Here is a 20,245-nt window from a genome sequence, read left to right on the forward strand (position 1 = left end):
CCGGCCGATTGGTGCCGGTCCATTCATCAAACCGGTCGCTGCAGCACACCTCAATGGAGGAGTGGCCACGCCGATGGATGGGTCTTTGTGCAGCCCACCAAAGCGGCCACCAGGCTGCCCGTGAGGTGTACCCGCCGATTGGGACCAGACTAGACTGCAGGCGTAGATGTCGGCGACCTTGAGGAGTAGTTATGGAATACACCCGAAGCCAGCAAGAAAAGGCAGTTCCCGCCGGTGAACTTGGCCGCAGCCACATCGGCCAGACCATCAGCTTCCAGCCGAACGAGTTCACCGTTGTGTTCGGCAAAATCTCCGGAATCGCCCGGACCGAGGCGATGGTTTACCTGTCCTTGGAGGGCGTGGGGAACGGCACGCATCTGAAGGATGAATACGACCTGCCGCTCTCGCATGAGGTCTATTTGCCGGTGGACGTCCTTACCAACGCCGAATCCACCATCAAGGATCTGTTCGGGAAGGTCCAGGAAAACCTGCGCGGAGCGGGCCACAAGGGCGAGGACCAGACGGACCGGCTCTAACGGAACGAGCTGCAAGGAAGCCCCAGCGGCAGGCGCCGCCGGGGCTTTCCTGTCCGTGCCTATGATGAGCCAATGGAAAATGAGCAACGCGTGAATTCAGCGGAGGCCGTGGACCATCGGGCGCTCGCCGTAGCGTTGCTGGACATCTCTGCCGATGTGCGGCGGAAGTCGCACGAGGATACCGGCGTCCGCCCACTGCCGAATGGAGCGGTCGACATCCTGCGCGTCGTCGAGGCCAGCCCGGGAATAACGGTGGCCGAGGTGGCTGCGAGGCTCGGCCGGCAGTTCAGCAACGTCAGCGTCCAACTGCGCGAGCTGGTCGCCGCCAACCTGGTCACCCGGTTGAGGGACCCAAGCGACAAGCGCTACGTCACCCTGCATCCCACCGAGGAATCGCAGCGGATCAGGGCGATTCTTGAAAACTCCTGGGCCGGGGTCCTGGCGGCTTCGGCATCGAAGCTGCTCCCCGGAGAGCAGCAGCAGCTGGCGGCCAGCCTCCCCGCACTGCAGCGGTTGGCAGGTTTCCTCGCAGAGAATGAGTGACCGAAATCTCGCGGGACAGGCTGTGGACAGTAGTTATACTTTTATAAGTATTACTACGAACGAAACGGAACCAAGCATGGCTACGCAACTGACAACCGCCCCTCCGGCACTGGCCGCGGCCAGGGCCCCTTGGGGAGCGTTGATCTTCCTGGCCCTGGCCCAGCTCATGGTGGTGCTGGATGGCACCATCGTCAACCTCGCGTTGCCGCAGTTGCAGCGCGAGATGGGCATCAGCGATTCCACCCGCGCCTGGGTGGTCACGGCCTACGCGCTCGCGCTTGGTGCCTTCCTGCTTCTGGGCGGGCGCATCGCCGACTTCTGGGGCCGGAAGCGCACCTTCATGGTCGCCGCTGCAGGGTTCGCTGTGGCATCACTCCTGGGCGGGATCGCGCAGGAAGCCTGGGAGCTCATTGGAGCCCGTGCCCTGCAGGGTCTGTTCGCCGCCCTGCTCGCCCCCGCAGCCCTTGCCCTCCTGACCGTGGCCTTTCCCGGCGGCAAGGATCGTGGAACGGCCTTTGCCGTCTTCGGTTCCATCAGTGGCGTGGGCGCTGCTATCGGGGTGCTCCTGGGCGGCTACCTCACCGACTACGTCTCCTGGCGCTGGTGCTTCTTCGTCAACATTCCCATTGCGGCCATCGCGCTGGCCGGTGTTTGGGTAAAGGTCCAGGAAAGCAAGGCCGGAGGATCCACCAAGTACGACTGGCCCGGCGTCATCCTGGCAGCACTGGGCCTGGGCTCCCTTGTGTACGGCTTCACCAATGCTGAGCACGGCTGGGGAAGTCCGGAGGCATGGGGTTTCATTGCGGCCGGCGCAGTCCTGCTGGTGCTGTTCGTCCTCGTTGAAAAGAAAGCCAAGCACCCCCTGCTGCCGCTGCGCGTGGCCACTGAGCGCAACCGGGCAGCGGCGTTCCTGGCGTCCTTCCTTTCAGGCGCGGTGCTGATCGGCGGCATCCTCTTCATCAACTTCTACATCCAGATTGTCCTGGGGTTTGCGCCCTTCGTCGCCGGCATAGCCTCGCTGCCCATGACGGTGGTCCTCATCGTGACGGCCGGTATCGCCGCGAAGAACCTTCCCCGGCTGGGTGCCAAAATTCCGACTGCCCTCGGACCGGTCCTGATTGCCGCCGCCATGCTGTGGCTTACCCAGGTGAGCGCCGACGGCACCTACCTGGTCAATATGCTCCCCGCCCTGCTGCTGCTGGGCGCAGGCCTTGGCCTGGTGTTTGTCCCGATGCAGAACCTCGCCCTTTTTGGCGTGGACAAGGATGATTCCGGCGTGGCCAGCGCCCTGGTGAATGCCTCGCAGCAGGTGGGCGGCTCCCTGGGCATAGCACTCTTCAGTACCCTCGCAGCCTCCGCCACAGTGGCGGCCGGGGCATCGGGGCCCGCTGCACTGTCAGCGGGCTACTCCCTGGTGTTCCTTTGGGCCGCCGGCGTTGCCATCCTCATCGTTCCAGTCGCCGTGCTGCTGATCGACATTAACCGCAAGACCTTCAGCGGTACAGCGTCGGACACTCCGGCCGTGCACCTCTAGGCTGGCAACCGCTGGCCACTTTCGGGCCAACCGGGTAGTGCCACGTGTCGTTCTCCGCGGGCAAAACGACACTTGGCACCGCCCGGTTGGGTTCTATCCTCGTTAGGATGGGGCGGTGACTGACCCCAAGACACCGGCTGCGGCCGCATCCCCGGACCCGGCGAAGAAGCACGCCAGGAACGGGAAAACCAGCGCCACCATCTACGACATCGCCAAGGTGGCCGGCGTCAATCCCTCCACAGTTTCCCGTGCCCTCAGCAAGCCCGGCAGGGTCAGCGCAAAGACGCAGAAACTTATTGAGGACGCCGCGGCCCAGCTGAACTACCAGGTCAACCCGTTCGCCCGCGCCCTTCCCACCGGCCGGACCAACACGTTCGGGCTGATCGTTGCGGACATCACCAATCCCACCTTCTTTGACATCATCCGCGGCGCCCAAACCACCGGCAGCCAGCGTGACTACACCCTGGTGCTGGCCGAGTCCGCTGAGTCTGCCGCCACTGAACTCACCGCGGCGCGACGCATGCTGACAACTGCCGACGGCCTGATCCTTGCCAGCCCGCGCATGGACGATGACGATATCCGTGCCCTTTCCCTGGATAAACCCGTAGTGGTGATCAACCGCGAAGTTGAGGGCGTTCCCTGCGTCATTCCCGATGTCCGGAAAGGCATCGGTGAAGCAGTCCGCAGCCTCGCCGGCAACGGCCATAAAAGGGTTGCCTTCGTGGCAGGCCCTGCCCGGTCCTGGATGTCCGCGCGTCGGTGGGAAGGGATGCAGGCGGCGTGCGAATGGTCGCGGCTTGAAGCCGTGCGCGTGGAGTCCAGCAAGCCAACGGTCGACGGCGGGAGGCAGGTGGCGCGCGACGTGCTGGCCACCGGGGCCACGGCGGTGTTGACCTACAACGATCTGTTGGCCATTGGGCTGATGCAGGAGCTGCAGGCCGGCGGCATGGTGGTGCCGGACCAGATCAGCATTGTGGGGTTCGATGACATTTTCGGTGCCGATTTCACCACTCCGCCACTGACGACCGTGCGTTCACCTTTGGGGGAGTGCGGCTCCGGTGCTGCCATCCGGCTGCTCGATCTGCTGCACGGTAACGGGGAACCCGCCGGGACTCTCCATGTGGAAACCGAACTGGTGTTGCGCGGGTCCAGTGGCCGGCTCCTGGCTGCGGGCTGATCCTGCCTCCGAGACAGCTCGGGCAAGTTTTGGCAACCGGTTGACAAAAACGGCGGTAAAGCCGGACGATTGACTCATGTCACAGTCGATTGCCGCCAACCCAGACAGGCTCCTGCCCGCTGATCCCGGAACCCGCCGTATTGCCCGGGAGCTCCTGCAGCGCGTCCAGGACCTCCCCATCATTTCCCCGCACGGGCACGTTGACGCCGCAGTCATCGAGCAGAATACGCCCTTTCCGGACCCGGCAGCGCTGCTGGTCAGCCCGGACCACTACGTCACCCGGCTGATCCACGCCAGCGGTGTCCCGCTGGACCGGCTCCGGGAATCGAACACGTCGCAGCCGGACAGCCGTTCGGTATGGCGTGAGTTCTGCAGGGCTTGGCCCCTGTTCGAGGGCACGGCCTCCGGTTACTGGCTCCGCACGCAGTTCTCCAGCGTCTTCGGACTTGAGGGGGAGCTCAGCGAGGACACGGCCGATGGCAGCTACGACGCCATCTCGGCCAGGCTCCAGGAGCCGGCCTTCCGGCCCTGCGAACTGTTCAAGGACTTCAATATTGAGGTCCTGGCCACCACGGACGATCCCCTGGACACGCTGGCAAGCCACAAGGCCATTGCCCAGGACCCCAGCTTCCATGGACGGGTCCTGCCCACCTTCCGCCCCGACGCCTATCTCAACGTCGCCCACCCGTCGTGGTTGGAGAACGTGGACCGGCTCATCGCGGCAGCTGGCGACGGCGGCACGGGCTATGGCGCCTACCTCACCGCGCTGGAAAACCGGCGTCGCTATTTTGTGGAACATGGGGCCGTTTCGGCGGACCATGGCGTGCTGACCCCGGCGACGCTCAAGCTGGACGCTGCTGATGCGGCCAAGCTGTTCGACCGTGCCCGCTCCGGCAAGGCAACGGCGCAGGACCGCGCGGACTTCGAAGCCCACATGATGTACCAGATGGCGCGGATGTCCGTGGAGGACGGCCTGGTGATGACCATTCATCCGGGCTCGTACCGCAACCACCACGAGCCCACATTCCAGGCCTTCGGCGCGGACACCGGGCACGACATCCCGTTCGCGATCAACTACACAGAGGCCATCCGGCCCGTCCTGCAGGACTTCGGCACCGCAAAGGACTTCCACCTGGTGCTCTTCACGCTGGACGAGACCGTGTTCTCCCGCGAACTCGCCCCGCTGGCCGGCTTCTACCCGGCCGTCTACCTGGGCGCGCCGTGGTGGTTCCTGGACGCCCCGGACGCGATGCTGCGGTTCCGCTCCGCCGTCACCGAGACCGCGGGCTTCTCCCGTTCCTCGGGGTTCATCGACGATACCCGGGCCTTCTGCTCCATCCCCGCCCGGCACGACGCCTCCCGCCGCATCGAGGCCTCCTTCCTGGCCCGGCTCGTAGCCGAACACCGGGTCAGTGAGGACCGCGCCCACGAACTGATCGTGGACATCGTCGATGCCTCCCCCCGGCGGGTGTTCAAGCTGTGAGCCCCAAACTGCACGTCCCAACCGCCGCCGTCTCCGCCGTGGACTTTCCGCCGCTGGACCGGACACTCCGCCCGGGACCCAAAGCCCCGGTGCGCATTGTCCACCTGGGATTGGGCGCCTTCCACCGCTCGCACCAGGCCTGGTACACCCAGCAGGCAGGGGATGCCGCGGAGTGGGGAATTGCCGCCTTTACCGGCCGCCGTCCCGACGCCGCCCTCACGCTGGCCGGGCAGGACGGGCTGTACACCCTGGTGGAACGCGCAGATGCCGGGGACTCCTTCACGGTGGTTGACAGCATTGTCGAAGCGGTGGACGGTGCTGACGTTAAGCGGCTTGCCGATCTGGTCGCTGCGCCCGGCACTGCCGTTGTCACACTGACCCTCACCGAAGCGGCCTACGGACTGGGTGCCGACGGAAGGTTCGACACAGCGGCGCCCGACGTCGCCGCCGACCTTGCGATGCTGGGTACCGGCAGTGGAATCCCGGCCACGCCGCTGGGGCGGCTGGTGCTGGCACTTGCTGCCCGCCGGGACGCCGGGTCCGGGCCCGTCGCCGTGGTCTGCTGCGACAACCTTTCCAACAACGGGGCCGTTGCACGTCAGGCGGTGGCCGGATTCGCCCGTGCACTGGATAGCGGGCTCGCCGCCTGGACCGATGGCAACGTCAGCTTCGTCAGCACCTCCGTAGACCGCATCACCCCGAGGATCACGGATGAGGACATCGCTGAGGTCCAGCATGCCTGCGGCTATCGGGATAACTCACCCGTCGTGGCCGAACCCTTCTCCAGCTGGGTGCTGAGCGGTGATTTCCCGGCCGGCCGCCCACGCTGGGAAGACGCTGGCGCCCTCTTCGTGGACGATATCGAACCCTATGAGAATCGGAAGCTATGGCTGCTCAACGGCGCACATTCCCTGCTGGCCTACGCCGGGCATCTGCGAGGCCATAGCACGGTGGCTGAGGCGCTCTCTGACCCGCTGTGCCGCCAGGCCGTGGAAGCCTTCTGGGACGAGGCCGAGGCCAACCTCCCCGCCGGGGACCTGCAGATCGCCGCCTACCGTGCAGCGCTGCTAGCCCGGTTCGGCAACGCCAGGATTGCCCACAACCTCTCACAGATCGCCATGGACGGCAGCACGAAGCTGCGGATGCGCGCCGTTCCGGTCCTCCAGGCGGAACGCATCGCCGGCAGGTCCGGTGCTGCTGCCGCGCTGATGATCTCAGCATGGATCGACTGCAGCGCGCTTGCTGCCTTCCAGGACCCGTTGGCCGGCGACGTAGCCGCGGCGAACCGGCTTTCCGGAACTGAACGCATCCGCGCACTATTGGCGGTCGTCGACCCTGTGTTGGCCGAGGACGCTGCCGTGGTGGAACTGCTCGAGAACCTGTCCGGAACGTTTGACAGGTCCTCCGTAGCGCCCTGATTCGGCACGGACAGGACTGCCCGGCATCTCGTTCCGTGCCGGGCAGTACCTTTTCCTTGAATTTTCAATCAATGGTTGGCAACCGCTTGCCATCTGCTTGCCACGTGACTAGGATTACAAGCAGAACACAACGCCCGGCCGCCCCCGCCGGCCCCCCAAATTCTTCTCCGGCGCAGCCCGCAAAGACGCGATAGGACTTCCCAAATGCTCAAACCACAAGCAAATGAAACCCGCGAACTCGTCAACCTTGACGGCCTGTACCGGTTCAAGGTGGACTTCGACCGGGCCGGCCACCGCGAGGAATGGTTCAAGGCGCCGCTGGAGACTTCGCTCGAAATGGGAGTCCCCGCAAGCTACAACGACGTCTTCCCGGACAAGGCCATCAGGGACCACGTGGGCTATGTCTGGTACCAGCGCGACGTGCGGGTGCCGCGAGGCTGGGCCGGTGAACGCATCCACCTCCGCCTCGATTCCGCCACCCACGAGGGCATGGTCTGGGTGGACGACGTCCTGGTAGCCGGGCACGTGGGCGGCTACATGCCCTTCAGTGCAGACATCACTGACCACGTGACGCCTGGAAAGGCCTTCCGCCTGACCGTATCCGTCAACAACGAACTGACCCAGGCCACCATCCCGCCGGGCTCCATCACTGTCACGGAGGACGGCCGCCGGCAGCAAAGCTACCTTCACGATTTCTACAACTACGCCGGCCTGCACCGCAGCCTCTGGCTCTACAGCACCCCCACCGTCACGGTGGACGACATCACCGTGATCACCGGCTTTGTAGGTGCCACCGGCAACGTGGACTACACCATTACGACGACGGGAGGCAGCGGAAGCGAAACTGTCGCCGTCGCACTTCGCGATGCAGACGGCGTCGAAGTGGCCAGCAGCGAAGGAAGCCAGGGCACCCTGGTGATCAACGACGTCGTCCTGTGGCAGCCCGGCGCAGCCTACCTGTACAGCCTCACGGCCGAAGTCCGGGACGGCGGGCAGCTGCTCGACAGTTACACGCTGCCCGTGGGCGTCCGCACGGTGGAGGTCAGCGGCAAGGAATTCCTTATCAACGGCCAGCCGTTCTACTTCACCGGCTTCGGTATGCACGAGGACCACGTGGCCAACGGCAAGGGTCACAGTGACGCCCAGATGGTCAACGACTTCCAGCTCCTGGAATGGACCGGTGCCAACTCCTTCCGCACCTCGCACTACCCCTACGCGGAGGAAGTGATGGAGTTCGCCGACCGCCACGGCATCGTGGTGATCGATGAAACCGCCGCGGTGGGGCTTCACCTCGGTTTCGGCGCGGTTTTTGGCGGGATCGCGAAAAAGACCTACGTGGAGGGCGGGGTGGATGCCAACACCGCGGCAAATCACCGGCAGGCCATTGCAGAACTGATTGCACGGGACAAAAATCACCCCTCGGTGGTGATCTGGTCCATCGCCAACGAGCCCAACGGTTCGGAGGAGGGCGCCCGCGAATACTTTGAGCCGCTGGCGCAGCTCACCCGGGAGCTGGATCCCACCCGTCCCGTGGGCTACGTGAACGTTATGTTCGATACCCCGGACAAGGAACTGCTCGGCGACCTCTTTGACGTCATCATGCTGAACCGCTACTACGGCTGGTACCTGCACAACGGTGATTTGGAGACCGCGGAAGCAGTCCTCGAAAAGGAACTGCGCCAGTGGGAAGCCAAGTACGGCAAGCCCATGATCATGACCGAGTACGGTCCTGACACCATGCCCGGATTCCACTCCGTGTACGAGCAACCCTGGAGCGAGGAATACCAGGCCGCCTTCCTGGCCATGTACCACCGGGTCTTTGACCGCGTGGACGCCATGGTGGGCGAGCAGGTGTGGAACTTCGCCGATTTCCAGACGTCCAACGGCATTATGCGCGTGGACGGCAACAAGAAGGGCGTGTTCACCCGTGACCGCCGCCCCAAGCCTGCAGCGTTTGCGCTGCGCCAGCGGTGGACAGCTTTGGCCGGCGTCAAGAACGGCAGCACCAAAACGATTTCCCACCCCTAACGTTTTCTTTTTTTCGCCGTCCTTTGGCGGCACCGGGTAAAGGAGCCCACATTATGCAGAAGCTGAGCAAGATGAGCATCGCCGGCTATGGCGCCGGCGATGCCGCAAACAACCTGGCCTTCACCACCGCCACCATGTTCCTGCTGGTCTACTACACAGACGTCGCCGGCATCTCCGCCGCTGCCGCAGGAACCCTGCTGCTGGCCGTCCGGATCTTTGACGCCTTCGCCGACGTTTTCGCCGGCCGCGTGGTGGACCGTACCTTCAGCAAGCGGTTCGGCAAGTTCCGGCCGTTCATTATGTTTGGTTCCATCCCGCTGCTCCTGCTCAGCGTTGCAACCTTCTCCGTGCCGCAAATCGGCGAATCCGGGACCCTGCTCTATGCCTACGTCACCTACGCGGCATTGGGCCTGGCCTACAGCCTGGTCAACATTCCCTACGGCTCCCTCGCCGGAGCCATGACGCAGGACCCGGGAGAGCGGGCGAAACTGGGATCTGCCCGCATGGTGGGTGCGGCCCTGGTGGGTTCATCATTGGGCATCTTCGTTGCACCGCTGATCAAGCCAGGAGCTGACCTGCAGGCAACCTTCACCACCATCACGCTGGTGTTCGTGGTCATCGGCGCAGCCCTCTACTTCTTCACCGTCTTCACGGCGAAGGAACGCGTGCACCGGGCTGTGCCCAATGTGACGCTCAAGCAGAGCCTGGACACGCTCAAGGGAAACAAGCCACTGCTGATGCTGTGCCTGAGTTCCTTCCTCTTCCTGTCCGGATATCTGGCCCTGACATCGGTCCAGCTGTACTACCTGCGTGACGTGCTGGGCCGGCTGGACCTCTACCCGGTCCTGTCCATCATCCAGTTGGTCCTTACCTTCGTCCTGGCTGCCATCATGCCGCGGCTGGTGCGTGCCGTCGGCAAGAAGAACGTCTACGTGTACGCCTCCGTGGTCACGGCCATCGGCGGAATCATCGTCTTCCTCACCCCGGCCAGCCAGACGTGGATAGGTTTTGGCGGGCTCCTCCTTAGCCTGATGGGCGTGATGGCTGTGAACATCGTGGTGTGGGCACTGGAAGCTGACACCGTGGAGTACGGCGAGTGGAAGACCGGCGTCCGCACTGAAGGCATTACGTACGCCCTCTTCTCCTTCACCCGCAAGACCGGCCAGGCCGTGGGCGGCGCTCTCGCCGCATATGCCCTTGCCCTGGGCGGCTACAAGTCCGGTGCAACGCAGAGCGCCGATGCCGTCTTCGGAATCCAGCTCGCCGCAGGCGCCATTCCCGCCGTCCTGGCACTGCTGGCACTGCTGGTGATGACGAAGTACAAGCTCACCGACGCCCTGCACGCCGAGATCCTGGCGGAGATCCGGGCCCGCCGCACCATTGGTGAAACGGGCGGCAGTGCCAGAGGTACTGCCCGCGGCGCTGCTACCGGCGGACCCGCGGCGAGCCTGGCAGGACCCTCCGCGACCACCCCCACGTAAGTCCCCACCCCAAACCCAGCCCTTATCCCGGCCTTTACGCCAGCCCCTGAAAGGATCTGCAGTGAAAATCATTGCCGCCGAAGTCTTTGTGACAAGCCCGTCCCGGAACTTTGTGACCCTCCGGATCACCACCGAGGATGGCGTGACAGGTATTGGTGATGCCACGCTGAACGGCCGCGAGCTCGCCGTCGCCGCCTACCTCAAGGAACACGTAGCGCAGCTGCTGATCGGCAAGGACCCGCACCGCATCGAGGACACCTGGCAGTTCCTTTACCGCAGCTCCTACTGGCGCCGGGGCCCGGTGACAATGGCTGCGATCGCCGCCGTGGACATGGCCTTGTGGGACATCAAGGGCAAGATGGCCGGCATGCCGGTGTACCAGCTCCTGGGCGGGGCATCCCGCAACGGGCTGCGCGCCTACGGCCACGCTTCGGGCGCGGACCTTCCGGCCCTGTTCGACTCCGTCCGGGAACACCTGGAGCTGGGGTACAAGTCCATCCGCATCCAGACAGCCGTTCCGGGCATCAAAGCCGTGTACGGGGTGGCCGCGCAAGCACAGGCCTCCGGTGAGCGCTACGATTACGAGCCCGCCGGACGCGGCGCGTTCCCTGTGGAGGAGGACTGGGATACCCGCGCCTACCTCCGCCATCTGCCCACCGTGTTCGAGGCGGTCCGGAACGAGTTCGGCCCCGAGATCCCGCTGCTGCACGACGGCCACCACCGCATGACCCCCATCCAGGCGGCCAAGCTCGGCAAGGCCCTGGAACCCTACGACCTGTTCTGGCTTGAGGACTGCACCCCGGCCGAAAACCAGGAGGGCCTGCGCCTGGTACGCCAGCACACCACCACGCCGCTGGCCATCGGTGAAATCTTCAATACCGTCTGGGACTTCCAGACCATCATCAAGGAACAGCTGATCGACTACGTCCGCGCCGCGTCCACCCACTTTGGCGGAATTTCGCCGCTGAAGAAGGTGATGGATTTCGCCGCGCAGTACCAGATCAAGTCCGGCTTCCACGGCCCCACCGACATCTCACCGGTGGGTTTCGCCGCGCAGCTGCACGTGGGCCTGGCCATTCACAACTATGGCATCCAGGAATACATGCAGCACTCGGACAAGACCAACGAGGTCTTCGAGCAGTCCATGACCTTTGTGGACGGCTACCTGCACCCGGGCGACAAGCCCGGCATCGGCGTCGAATTCAACGAGGAAGCCGCCGCTGCGTATCCGTACCAGCAGGCCTACCTGCCCTACAACCGCCTCATCGACGGAACGGTCCACGACTGGTGAACACGTCCAACCCCTACACCGGGCAGCCCAAGGTCCGCGTCATCGTGATGGGGGTCTCCGGCTGCGGCAAGACCACCATCGGCGACCTCGTCGCACGGGAGCTTGGCGTCCCGTTCCTCGACGGCGATTCCCTCCACCCGGTGGAGAACGTCGCCAAAATGGCGGCGGGCACACCCCTGACGGACGACGATCGCTGGCCCTGGCTCGCCACCGTGGGCACTGAGCTGGCTAACGCGGGCGACGGCGGCATGGTCCTGGCCTGCTCCGCGCTGCGCCGCAGCTACCGCGACGCCATCCGGCAGCAGGCTCCGGACACCGTCTTCCTGCACCTGCACGGCAGCAAGGAAGTGCTCAGCCAGCGCCTTGAGGGCCGGTCGGGGCATTTCATGCCGCCAGCGCTGCTTGAGTCCCAGCTCGCCACGCTGGAACCATTGGCGGCCGACGAAGCCGGCGTTGTGGTGGACATCGCCGCCCCGGTACAGCAGGTGGTGGCCGAGGCACTCGCCGGGATTGCCGCCGTCGGGCCGTCCACCGCCCGTGGCACCGCTGACCGCACGCCAGGTGCCGGCCGAGCCGCGGCAGGCCGGTTCGACGTCGACCTCCAGGCCGCGCCGTTCAATCTCGACGACGCTGCCGTCACCTGGGTTGAATCCACCATCTCCGGAATGAGCCTCGAGGAGAAGATCGGCCAGCTGTTCATCAACCACAACAACGACTACTCCCCGGAGTACCTCGATGGTGTGCTGGAGAACTTCCACGTCGGCGGCATGCGCTACCGGCCCGGCCCCGCGGCTGCTGTGCAGGAACACATCCGCTACGCCCAGTCGAGGTCCCGGATCCCGTTGCTGGTCGCCTCCAACCCTGAAATGGGGGGAGCGGGCAGCTGCGACGACGGAACGTTCGTGTCGACGCATCTGCAGGCCGGCTCGCACCCGGATAAAGCCATCGCCCGGCAGATGGGCCAGGTGGCCGGCGTGGAAACCGCTGCCCTGGGCTGCAACTGGGCTTTCGCCCCGATCGTGGACATCCACTACAACTGGCGGAACACGGTCATCTCCACCAGGGCCTTCGGCAACACCCCGGAGATTGTGGTGGAGCGGGCCAAGGAGTACTTCGACGGCATCAGCGAATCAGCCACGGTGTGCGCCATGAAGCACTTCCCGGGGGACGGGGTGGACGAGCGCGACCAGCACGTGGTCACTTCCTACAACACCTTCAGCTACGAGGAGTGGAACCGGACCTACGGCCACGTGTACCGCGAGATGATCGGGCACGGCGTGCAGTCCATCATGGTGGGGCATATCGGGGCACCGGAATTGTCCCGGCACTTCCGGCCCGGCCTGGCGGATGCGGACATCCTGCCTGCCACGTTGTCACCGGAGCTGCTCCAGGACCTGCTCCGCGGCGAACTCGGCTTCAACGGGCTGGTGCTGACCGATGCCTCGCTGATGGTGGGCCTTACCCAGGCGATGAAGCGCAGGGACCTGGTGCCGGCCACCATCGCGGCCGGCTGCGACATGTTCCTGTTCTTCCGAAACCCGGCGGAGGACTTCGGTTACATGCTGGACGGCTACAAGTCCGGCGTGATCAGCGAACAGCGGCTGCACGACGCGCTGCGCAGAATCCTTGGGCTGAAGGCCTCGCTGGGACTGCACGTGAAGGCCCGCAATGAGCTGGTGCCGCCGGTGGAAGCACTCGGCGTGATTGGCAGTGAAGAGCACCGGGCCATCGCGGCGGAGATCGCTGACAAGACCGTCACCCTGGTCAAGGACACTGCGGACAACCTGCCCATCACGCCTCAGACGCATCCACGGATCCGCCTGTATGGCATTTCCGGCGGTGCGGACTTCACCCGGGCCGATCCGCTCGCCTACCTGGATACCGTGAAGGAAGAGCTTGAAGCCGCCGGCTTCGAGGTGCACCTGTTCAAGACGGCGAACCAGCGCGAGGCGGCGGGGGAGACCGGCGTGAATTTCATGTCGGTCATTTCGGAGGAAGCTACCGGCGACTACGCGGAGAAGTACGACGCCGCTTTTGTGTTCGCCAACGTAAAGGGCTTCGCCCAGGAAGCAGCCATCCGGATCAAGTGGTCCTCCCCCATGGCCGCGGAAATCCCGTGGTACACCACCGAGGTTCCCACGGTGTTCGTCTCCCTCAACCAGCCCAACCACCTCATTGACGTGCCCATGGTCAAAACAGCAATCCACGCCCATGCCGGCTCCCGGGAAGCTATCCGGGCCACCATTGCGAAGATTCAGGGCAAGTCCGGGTTCCAGGGGACGTTTAACGACAACGTGTTCTGCGATTCCTTCGACACCCGGCTCTAGCAGCCCCCACCCAACTGCAGCGGACGACGGCGGTGCCCCCGCCGTCGTCCGCTGCCGTGGTCAGGACCCTGCCCCCCGTCCGCGCCGCTTCGTCTGGGCATTGCCTCTTCTGAGCGCGGACTCAATATGCTTTCTCCCGTTGTGCGACGATGAGGTCGATCAGGGCGAAGACGCGGTCGCCGAGCCGGCGAACCCGGGCAACTATCTGCGGAAATAAAAAGACCCCTGCTTCCCGGTAAAACAGGAAGCAGGGGTCTTTTAATATGGCGGTGACGGTGGGATTTGAACCCACGTTGGCTTTTACACCAAACAACATTTCGAGTGTTGCACCTTCGGCCGCTCGGACACGTCACCAACCTCAATAGGGTACCGGAGCGAGGGGCTCATCCCCAAAACGGGACCAGCGGTGAGAGCCTCTCCGCGCATCTTCATCTTTCTCTTTCTCTTTTCTGCCGCGATTGATGGCGGGGAAGCACGTATGGAGTACCCCCTGAGCAGGCACGGTTTGATCCGCCGTCGTGCGAAGGAGGTGGGTAAAAAGTTTGAAGAATTTTTTGGCGGGCACCCGCTTTGGGGGCTCGGAATGTCAGACCCCTGGCCATGATGGAGGTATGGAAACGAAGGCGGCAGTGGTGCAGGCGGAGAAGCTTGTTGACGACTCTGTCGCTGCGTTTGCCGCGGTGCTCGCCGGCGGCGATACAGCTGCATCCGATGCCGCTGGATTGGATGATGATCCGTTGCAGCGGGTTGCGGACGGGGCTTTGGATGTCCTTGCAGCGGTGGCGCAGTCGGAAGCGAAGCTGGCGGCCCTGAAGGTGCAGGCAGTGGCGATGTTCGCAGGGGCCACGAAAGCACTGAACGCTCCGGCGCGGTCACCGTATGAGGCGACGGCGCAGGACCGGAGCCTGGTCGCCGAGGTCGGGTGTGTCCTGGCGGTCGGTGACCGGGCCGCCGGTGCCCTGCTCGCCGACTCCCACGCCCTCACCACGTCCCTGCCGCGGACCCTGGCGGCTTTGCGGGCCGGGACGATTTCCTGGGCGCACGCCCGGACCATGGTGGACCAGACCGTGAGCCTTGACCATAACGGGGCCGCTGCTTTGGAGGCGCACTTCCTGGACCCGGCTGCACCTAACGCTGCCCGGGGGTGTCCGGTTGGGGAGCTGCCGGCGTACCGGTTCAAAACCAAGGCCAGGACCTGGCGGGAGCGCCATCACCCGGAGAGCCTGGAGGCCCGGCATGCCAAAAGTGTGGCGGACCGGCGGGTCGAGTTCTGGCGGGACGCTGACGGGATGGGCTGGGTGGCCGCGTGCCTGCCCGTGGACCAGGCGTCTGCGATCTGGGACAGGCTCACCGCCATCACCCGGGGTATGCAGGGACCGGATGAGCCCCGCACACTCACCCAGCTCCGGGCCGACAACTTCGCTGCAGCGCTCCTCAACTCGAGGGTCAGTGCCGGCGGCGCTGGTGACGCCGGTGGGGCCGACGCCGGCGGTGCTGGCGGCGGCGGGGAAGCCGGTCCCGGGCCGGGGCTCGTCAATTCGGGCGCAGGTGCTGGTCACCGTGCCGGTGTTCTCACTCATGGGCCTCACCGACGAACCCGCGATGCTGGACGGGTTCGGCCCGATCCCGGCCTCGATGGCACGAGTCCTGGTCGCTGACGGTGCGAATTCGTTTTATCGGGTGCTGGTGGATCCGCGGGACGGCGCGCCGCTGGAGATCGGCCGGACCAGCTACCGGCTGACCAAGGCCATGCGGAACTGGTTGCGGCTCAGGGACGGCAAATGTCCGTTCCCTGGCTGCAGCAACAACGCCCTGGACAACGAAGCGGACCATCTCCTCGCCTGGCACCAAGGCGGCACCACCGGCATCAGTAACCTCGGCCAACCCTGCCCCAAGCACCACAAACTCCGCTACACCGCCGGCTGGCAACCCACACCAGCCACCCAAAACGAACCACCCGGCTGGATCTCACCCGCCGGGAGGCACTACAAAAGCGAACACCCGGACTGGGAACCACCAGTATGGCCACCGGGAAGCATTGAAGCCTCGGCCATGCCCCGTACTCATGCCTGCCCTGCTGAAGACGTCCCATTTCTGGAGCCACCACTTGAGCCCCCACTGGAGGAACCTCCGGATGACAACTTCCTGGATCCTGACGACCTTCCGGCCGAAGACCCTCTGTGGGAGGCCTTCTATGCCGGGCCGGTCAATTTGCCCCAAGACCCGGTCAGGGACTGGGAGCTGGCACTGAGCTAGCAGTTTTCGTGGGGCCAGCCCCGGGGGAGAACCCTGCAACTCGGAAGGAACCGCCGTCAAACTTTCCCCAGCGCACGCAGGCCGCTAGATTCATCAGCAAGATGACTAACTCACCTGCGCCCATCCATGCAACCGCCTACTGGACCACAGCCCGCGAACAGGGCGAGCTCCGCTCGGAGGAACTCCCGGAGCCGGGTCCCGGCGAGGCGCTGGTCCGCGCCCTCTACTCCGGCATCAGCAAGGGCACCGAGATGGTGGTCCATCACGGCTCAGTCCCGCCACGCGTCGCCAAGGAGATGCGGGCCCCGCATCAGGAGGGCCAGTTCCCGGGGCCAGTGAAGTTCGGCTACCTGTCGGTAGGAGTCGTGGAAGTGGGGCCGGCAGAATGGATAGGCCAGCGGGTGTTCTGCCTGAATCCGCACCAGGACCGGTACGTCGTGCCCCTTGATGCGCTCACCAGGATCCCCGACGGTGTCCCCTCCCAACGTGCGGTTCTCACCGGAACGGTGGAGACGGCAATAAACGCGTTGTGGGAGGCTGGCCCGCGGCTGGGCGACAGGGTGGCCGTGGTGGGCGCAGGCCTGGTGGGCGGCATGGTTGCCACCCTGCTGAGGACCTTCCCGCTGCAACGGCTTCAGCTGGTAGACGTGGACCCGGGCCGGAAGCAATTGGCAGACGCCCTTGGCGTCGAATTCACGCACCCGGATGACGCACTGGCCGACTGCGACGTGGTCTTTCACTGCTCCGCGTCCCAGGAAGGCCTTGAGCGCAGCCTCCAGCTTGCCGGTGATGAAGGCGACGTGATCGAAATGTCCTGGTATGCCAACCGGGAAGTCACGCTGCCACTGGGGGAGGACTTCCACGCCCGCCGGCTCTCAATCCGCGCGAGCCAGGTGGGAGTGGTGGCACGTGCCCGGCGCCACCGCAGGACCAATGCTGACCGCCTGGACCTCGCCGTGTCCCTGCTGACCGATCCGGTGTTCGACGCTTTCGTGACCGGATCGTCGCCGTTCAATGAACTGCCCGGCACAGTGCAAGGCCTCGCAGACGGCACCTTGGACGCGCTGTGCCACGTCATCGAATACCGGCAAGATCAAGACCGCCTGGATCAAGACCCCCACCAGCAACACGCCCAGGACCCCACCCGCGAAGAGCAGAGGTAGCCCATTGTTCAGCCTGACCGTCCGCCGCCACTTCATGATCGCGCACAGCCTTCCCCGGGAGGCTTTCGGTCCCGCCCAGGCCCTGCACGGGGCCACCTTCGTCGCCGAGGTGGCCTTCCGCCGTCGGACGCTCAATGACGACGCCATCGTGCTGGACATCGGCGCCGCGGGCACCATCATCGAGGAGGTGCTGGCGGGCTTGAACTACCGCAACCTGGACGAGCACCCCGACTTCCAAGGGAAACTCAGCACTACTGAGGCGCTTGCGGAGTACGTCGCCCAGTCGGTTGCGGGAAAGATCAAAGACACCGACGACGGCCGCGAACTTGCGGGCATCGACGTCACCCTGCGCGAAAATCCGGACGCCTGGGCCACCTACTCGCTGGACCTCTCCGCAGCCTGACCATGCGTCCCATCCGGCTCCTGGTACCTGCCAATATCCGGCACAACTCAGGCGGCAACGTGTACAACGCCCGCCTGGTACAGGGCCTGCGCACCCTCGGCGTCGACGTTGAGGTGCTGGCGGTGGAGGGCTCCTGGCCGGAGTCCAGTGCAAAGGAACGACGGCATCTGGGCAGTTTGCTGGGCGCGTGGGAGCCGGAACCGCAGCAAGGGTCCGTCCTGACCATCGTGGACGGGCTGATCGCGATGGGTGCCCCGGACGAACTGGAGTTAGCAGCCAAAGCCCGGCAGGAGGCCTGGGTGCTGGTGCACATGCCGGCCCCGTCGCGCCTGGAGCTGGAGGCACGGGCCCTCCGAGCGGCATCGGGAGTGATCTGTACCAGCAGTTGGGCGGCTGCCACCGTCGAAGGACGCCACGGCCTCCGCGGACTCCGGGTGGCCCTGCCCGGTACCGAGCCTGCACCGGTGGCCGAAGGATCCATTCCGCCGCACTTCATCACCGTAGCCGCGCTCCTCCCGAACAAGGACCAGCTGCTTGCCGTCGAAGCCTTGGCATGTATCCAGGAACTTGAGTGGACGGCATCACTCGTGGGATCGGACCAGGCAGACCCGAAATACGCGGGCCTGGTGAGGGCCGCGATTGCCGCGCACGGGCTGGAAAGCCGGGTGCGGCTGACCGGTGAGCTGAAAGGCCAGGCGCTCGAGGACGAATGGAACCGCGCAGACCTGAGCATTCTGGTCTCCCGGGCTGAGGCGTTCGGCATGGTGGTCACAGAAGCACTCGCCCACGGTATTCCCGTGGTAGTACGCCAAGGAACAGGGGCCGTGGAGGCGCTGAGTTTCGCCGCGCCTGGAGTGGAGTCTGGAACGGGGGAGGGCGCTCACCTTCCCGGAATTTCCGTCACCTTTCCGTCCGACGCTGATCCGGGAAACCCCGCCCTGCTGGCCGAGGTCCTGCGACGCTGGCTGCAGGACGGGACAACCAGGGACGCCTGGCGGGCAGCGGCACGTGAGACGCGGAACCGCTTGCCGGGGTGGGAAGAGACAGCTGCGCACGTGCTCGACGTCCTTGGCGGCTAAGTTCAAGCACAGATTGGTGCATAAAGAAGCACCAGCAAGCATCTACAGCCGCGAACGGTGCCCTAGAAAAAAGTCACGCAGCAGCCCGCCGCATTCGGCTTCGCGCACCCCCGCGTAAACCTCGACCCAGTGGTTCAGCCGGCGCTCGCGCAGTACGTCGAACACGGATCCCGCCGCGCCGGCCTTCTCGTCCCAGGCGCCGAAAACCACGCGGGGAATCCGTGCAAGGACAATCGCACCGGCACACATGGCACATGGCTCGAGGGTCACCACCAGTGTGCAGTCAGCCAGCCGCCAACCATCTCCGCTCCCGCCCCCGGCCGCTGAAAGCTCCCGCAACCTCGCCGCCGCCTCCCGGATCGCAACCACTTCGGCGTGTGCGGTGGGGTCGCCCAGCTCCTCCCGCTGGTTCCGGCCGGAACCCAGCACAACGCCGTCGGGCCCTATCACCACGGCGCCGATCGGCACGTCATCTGTGGCCAGCGCGCGGCGCGCCTCCGCGAGGGCAAGGCCCATCCAGGCGGCGTGTTTGCTATCTGCGGAGACCATGGCTCAATGATAGTTTCGAAGGTACCCAGAGCCCGTGACGCATATCCGCCGGGAGGCAACAATGAGCACCGTCCGAGACCGTGTGGACAAGTGGATCAAGCCTTACGCCGCCCTGTGGCTGACCATGATCCTCGGCGGCGCGCTGGTGCTCACCATGGCCCTGCTGGGAGCCGAGGTGTACTCGGACGTGGTGGACGAGGAAGGGCTGGCAAGCCTTGATATTCCTGCACTGGAATATTCCCAATCGTTGCGGAACCCGGAGGTGGACGCCTTCGCCACTGCCTTCACCAACGTGGGCGGCGGGATCGGCATGCCGATTCTCGCGACTGTCCTTACCGCCTGGCTGACCCTGCTGAGCCGGACGTGGCGCCCCATCGTCCTCGTGGGCGGTGCAGCCCTTGTTTCCACCACGGCCACCACCCTCGGCAAGCGATTGGTGGGCAGGACCCGCCCCGACCACTCCGAAGCCGTACCGCCCTTTGAGACGTCACCATCGTTTCCCAGCGGCCATACCCTCAATACAACAGTGGTTATCGGCGTCCTGGTGTACATCATGTGCCTTCAGTTCCAGATGCTCTGGGCAAGGATCACTGCCATCACCACCGGGGCAATCTTTATCATCGCCATGGGGCTCAGCAGGGTTTTCCTGGGGCACCACTGGATGACGGACGTGATGGCCGGGTGGTTCCTGGGGCTGGCTTGGGTGTCCATGGTGATCCTGGCCCATCGGCTGTTCCACCTCATCCGGCGGCGGGAACATGCCGGCCCGGCACCAACCTTCGAGCACCCGGTCCTCCGCGAGGACCACAGCGGGGATCCACTCCCCGGCAGCGCGGGCACCAGCAGCGCAGGCACCTCGGAAAGGAGCGACGGCGGGTCGTCCGCAACGTCCGACGGCGGGACCTTACGCCGAAGCGACGGCGGCTCCCCGCGGACGGGCGCTGGAGGCTGACGGCAGGGGAGTGCCAGCAACCGGG

The 20,245-nt window shown here is 65.2% G+C and carries 17 protein-coding genes and 1 tRNA gene; 16 read left to right on the plus strand and 2 right to left on the minus strand.

What is annotated here, in order from left to right:
* Positions 1-191: 191 nt before the first annotated feature.
* From M1D32_RS03665 to M1D32_RS03710, 10 genes are all read left to right on the plus strand, one after another.
* Complete coding sequence (locus M1D32_RS03665) at positions 192-536, plus strand: hypothetical protein (protein WP_458780992.1); 345 nt, start codon at positions 192-194, stop codon at positions 534-536.
* A 72-nt stretch (positions 537-608) separates the two neighbouring features.
* Positions 609-1,079, plus strand: coding sequence for a MarR family winged helix-turn-helix transcriptional regulator (locus tag M1D32_RS03670; RefSeq protein WP_458780993.1), 471 nt, complete (start codon positions 609-611; stop codon positions 1,077-1,079).
* A 76-nt stretch (positions 1,080-1,155) separates the two neighbouring features.
* The gene (locus M1D32_RS03675; protein WP_458780994.1) at positions 1,156-2,613 is read left to right on the plus strand and encodes an MFS transporter; all 1,458 of its coding nucleotides are present in this window, start codon (positions 1,156-1,158) and stop codon (positions 2,611-2,613) included.
* Positions 2,614-2,728: 115 nt separating this feature from the next.
* Positions 2,729-3,790, plus strand: coding sequence for a LacI family DNA-binding transcriptional regulator (locus M1D32_RS03680; RefSeq protein WP_458780995.1), 1,062 nt, complete (start codon positions 2,729-2,731; stop codon positions 3,788-3,790).
* A gap of 76 nt (positions 3,791-3,866) precedes the next feature.
* A complete protein-coding gene (gene uxaC / locus M1D32_RS03685) occupies positions 3,867-5,273 on the plus strand; it encodes a glucuronate isomerase (RefSeq protein ID WP_458780996.1) in 1,407 nt (468 codons plus the stop codon).
* On the plus strand, positions 5,270-6,691 hold the full coding sequence (locus M1D32_RS03690) for a mannitol dehydrogenase family protein (RefSeq protein ID WP_458780997.1): 1,422 nt from the start codon (positions 5,270-5,272) through the stop codon (positions 6,689-6,691). Before uxaC ends, M1D32_RS03690 begins: the two co-directional genes overlap by 4 nt.
* Positions 6,692-6,895: 204 nt before the next feature.
* Positions 6,896-8,719: a beta-glucuronidase gene (uidA, locus tag M1D32_RS03695; protein WP_458780998.1), complete on the plus strand. Its 1,824-nt coding sequence runs from the start codon at positions 6,896-6,898 to the stop codon at positions 8,717-8,719.
* A 53-nt stretch (positions 8,720-8,772) separates the two neighbouring features.
* Positions 8,773-10,200, plus strand: a complete 1,428-nt coding sequence (gene uidB, locus M1D32_RS03700; RefSeq protein WP_458780999.1) for a glucuronide transporter — start codon at positions 8,773-8,775, stop codon at positions 10,198-10,200.
* 61 nt (positions 10,201-10,261) lie between these two features.
* Entirely contained in the window at positions 10,262-11,491 is a 1,230-nt protein-coding gene (manD, locus tag M1D32_RS03705) for a D-mannonate dehydratase ManD (RefSeq protein WP_458781000.1), read from the plus strand.
* Between the two features lie 47 nt (positions 11,492-11,538).
* Positions 11,539-13,818: a gluconokinase, GntK/IdnK-type gene (locus tag M1D32_RS03710; protein ID WP_458782094.1), complete on the plus strand. Its 2,280-nt coding sequence runs from the start codon at positions 11,539-11,541 to the stop codon at positions 13,816-13,818.
* Positions 13,819-14,082: 264 nt separating this feature from the next.
* On the opposite strand, the gene M1D32_RS03715 is transcribed toward M1D32_RS03710, so the two are convergent.
* Positions 14,083-14,172 (minus strand) — tRNA-Ser (locus M1D32_RS03715).
* A 257-nt stretch (positions 14,173-14,429) separates the two neighbouring features.
* On the opposite strand from M1D32_RS03715, the gene M1D32_RS03720 reads away from it, so the two are divergent.
* From M1D32_RS03720 to M1D32_RS03740, 5 genes are all read left to right on the plus strand, one after another.
* A complete protein-coding gene (locus tag M1D32_RS03720; protein ID WP_458781001.1) occupies positions 14,430-15,476 on the plus strand; it encodes a DUF222 domain-containing protein in 1,047 nt (348 codons plus the stop codon).
* Positions 15,454-16,074, plus strand: a complete 621-nt coding sequence (locus tag M1D32_RS03725) for an HNH endonuclease signature motif containing protein (protein ID WP_458781002.1) — start codon at positions 15,454-15,456, stop codon at positions 16,072-16,074. Before M1D32_RS03720 ends, M1D32_RS03725 begins: the two co-directional genes overlap by 23 nt.
* A 101-nt stretch (positions 16,075-16,175) precedes the next feature.
* The gene (locus M1D32_RS03730; protein ID WP_458781003.1) at positions 16,176-17,237 is read left to right on the plus strand and encodes a zinc-dependent alcohol dehydrogenase; all 1,062 of its coding nucleotides are present in this window, start codon (positions 16,176-16,178) and stop codon (positions 17,235-17,237) included.
* 4 nt (positions 17,238-17,241) lie between these two features.
* A complete protein-coding gene (locus M1D32_RS03735; protein WP_458781004.1) occupies positions 17,242-17,640 on the plus strand; it encodes a 6-pyruvoyl trahydropterin synthase family protein in 399 nt (132 codons plus the stop codon).
* Between the two features lie 2 nt (positions 17,641-17,642).
* Positions 17,643-18,719: a glycosyltransferase family 4 protein gene (locus M1D32_RS03740; protein ID WP_458781005.1), complete on the plus strand. Its 1,077-nt coding sequence runs from the start codon at positions 17,643-17,645 to the stop codon at positions 18,717-18,719.
* 42 nt (positions 18,720-18,761) lie between these two features.
* On the opposite strand, the gene M1D32_RS03745 is transcribed toward M1D32_RS03740, so the two are convergent.
* Positions 18,762-19,268 carry a nucleoside deaminase gene (locus M1D32_RS03745; protein WP_458781006.1) on the minus strand — a complete coding sequence of 169 codons (507 nt, stop codon included), beginning with the start codon at positions 19,266-19,268 and terminating at the stop codon, positions 18,762-18,764.
* A 61-nt stretch (positions 19,269-19,329) separates the two neighbouring features.
* Between M1D32_RS03745 and M1D32_RS03750 the strand changes: the two genes are divergently transcribed.
* The gene (locus M1D32_RS03750; protein WP_458781007.1) at positions 19,330-20,220 is read left to right on the plus strand and encodes a phosphatase PAP2 family protein; all 891 of its coding nucleotides are present in this window, start codon (positions 19,330-19,332) and stop codon (positions 20,218-20,220) included.
* Positions 20,221-20,245: the final 25 nt, after the last annotated feature.

This window comes from Arthrobacter sp. D3-16, from assembly GCF_054408515.1.

Coding starts and splice junctions, on each gene's coding strand:
- M1D32_RS03710 (WP_458782094.1), top strand. CDS start 11,539: ATGGGGGTCTCCGGCTGCGGCAAGACCACCATCGGCGACCTCGTCGCA.
- M1D32_RS03740 (WP_458781005.1), top strand. CDS start 17,643: ATGCGTCCCATCCGGCTCCTGGTACCTGCCAATATCCGGCACAACTCA.
- M1D32_RS03750 (WP_458781007.1), top strand. CDS start 19,330: ATGAGCACCGTCCGAGACCGTGTGGACAAGTGGATCAAGCCTTACGCC.
- M1D32_RS03745 (WP_458781006.1), bottom strand. CDS start 19,268: ATGGTCTCCGCAGATAGCAAACACGCCGCCTGGATGGGCCTTGCCCTC.
- M1D32_RS03725 (WP_458781002.1), top strand. CDS start 15,454: ATGGCACGAGTCCTGGTCGCTGACGGTGCGAATTCGTTTTATCGGGTG.
- M1D32_RS03720 (WP_458781001.1), top strand. CDS start 14,430: ATGGAAACGAAGGCGGCAGTGGTGCAGGCGGAGAAGCTTGTTGACGAC.
- uxaC (WP_458780996.1), top strand. CDS start 3,867: ATGTCACAGTCGATTGCCGCCAACCCAGACAGGCTCCTGCCCGCTGAT.
- uidB (WP_458780999.1), top strand. CDS start 8,773: ATGCAGAAGCTGAGCAAGATGAGCATCGCCGGCTATGGCGCCGGCGAT.
- M1D32_RS03670 (WP_458780993.1), top strand. CDS start 609: ATGGAAAATGAGCAACGCGTGAATTCAGCGGAGGCCGTGGACCATCGG.
- M1D32_RS03675 (WP_458780994.1), top strand. CDS start 1,156: ATGGCTACGCAACTGACAACCGCCCCTCCGGCACTGGCCGCGGCCAGG.
- M1D32_RS03730 (WP_458781003.1), top strand. CDS start 16,176: ATGACTAACTCACCTGCGCCCATCCATGCAACCGCCTACTGGACCACA.
- M1D32_RS03665 (WP_458780992.1), top strand. CDS start 192: ATGGAATACACCCGAAGCCAGCAAGAAAAGGCAGTTCCCGCCGGTGAA.
- uidA (WP_458780998.1), top strand. CDS start 6,896: ATGCTCAAACCACAAGCAAATGAAACCCGCGAACTCGTCAACCTTGAC.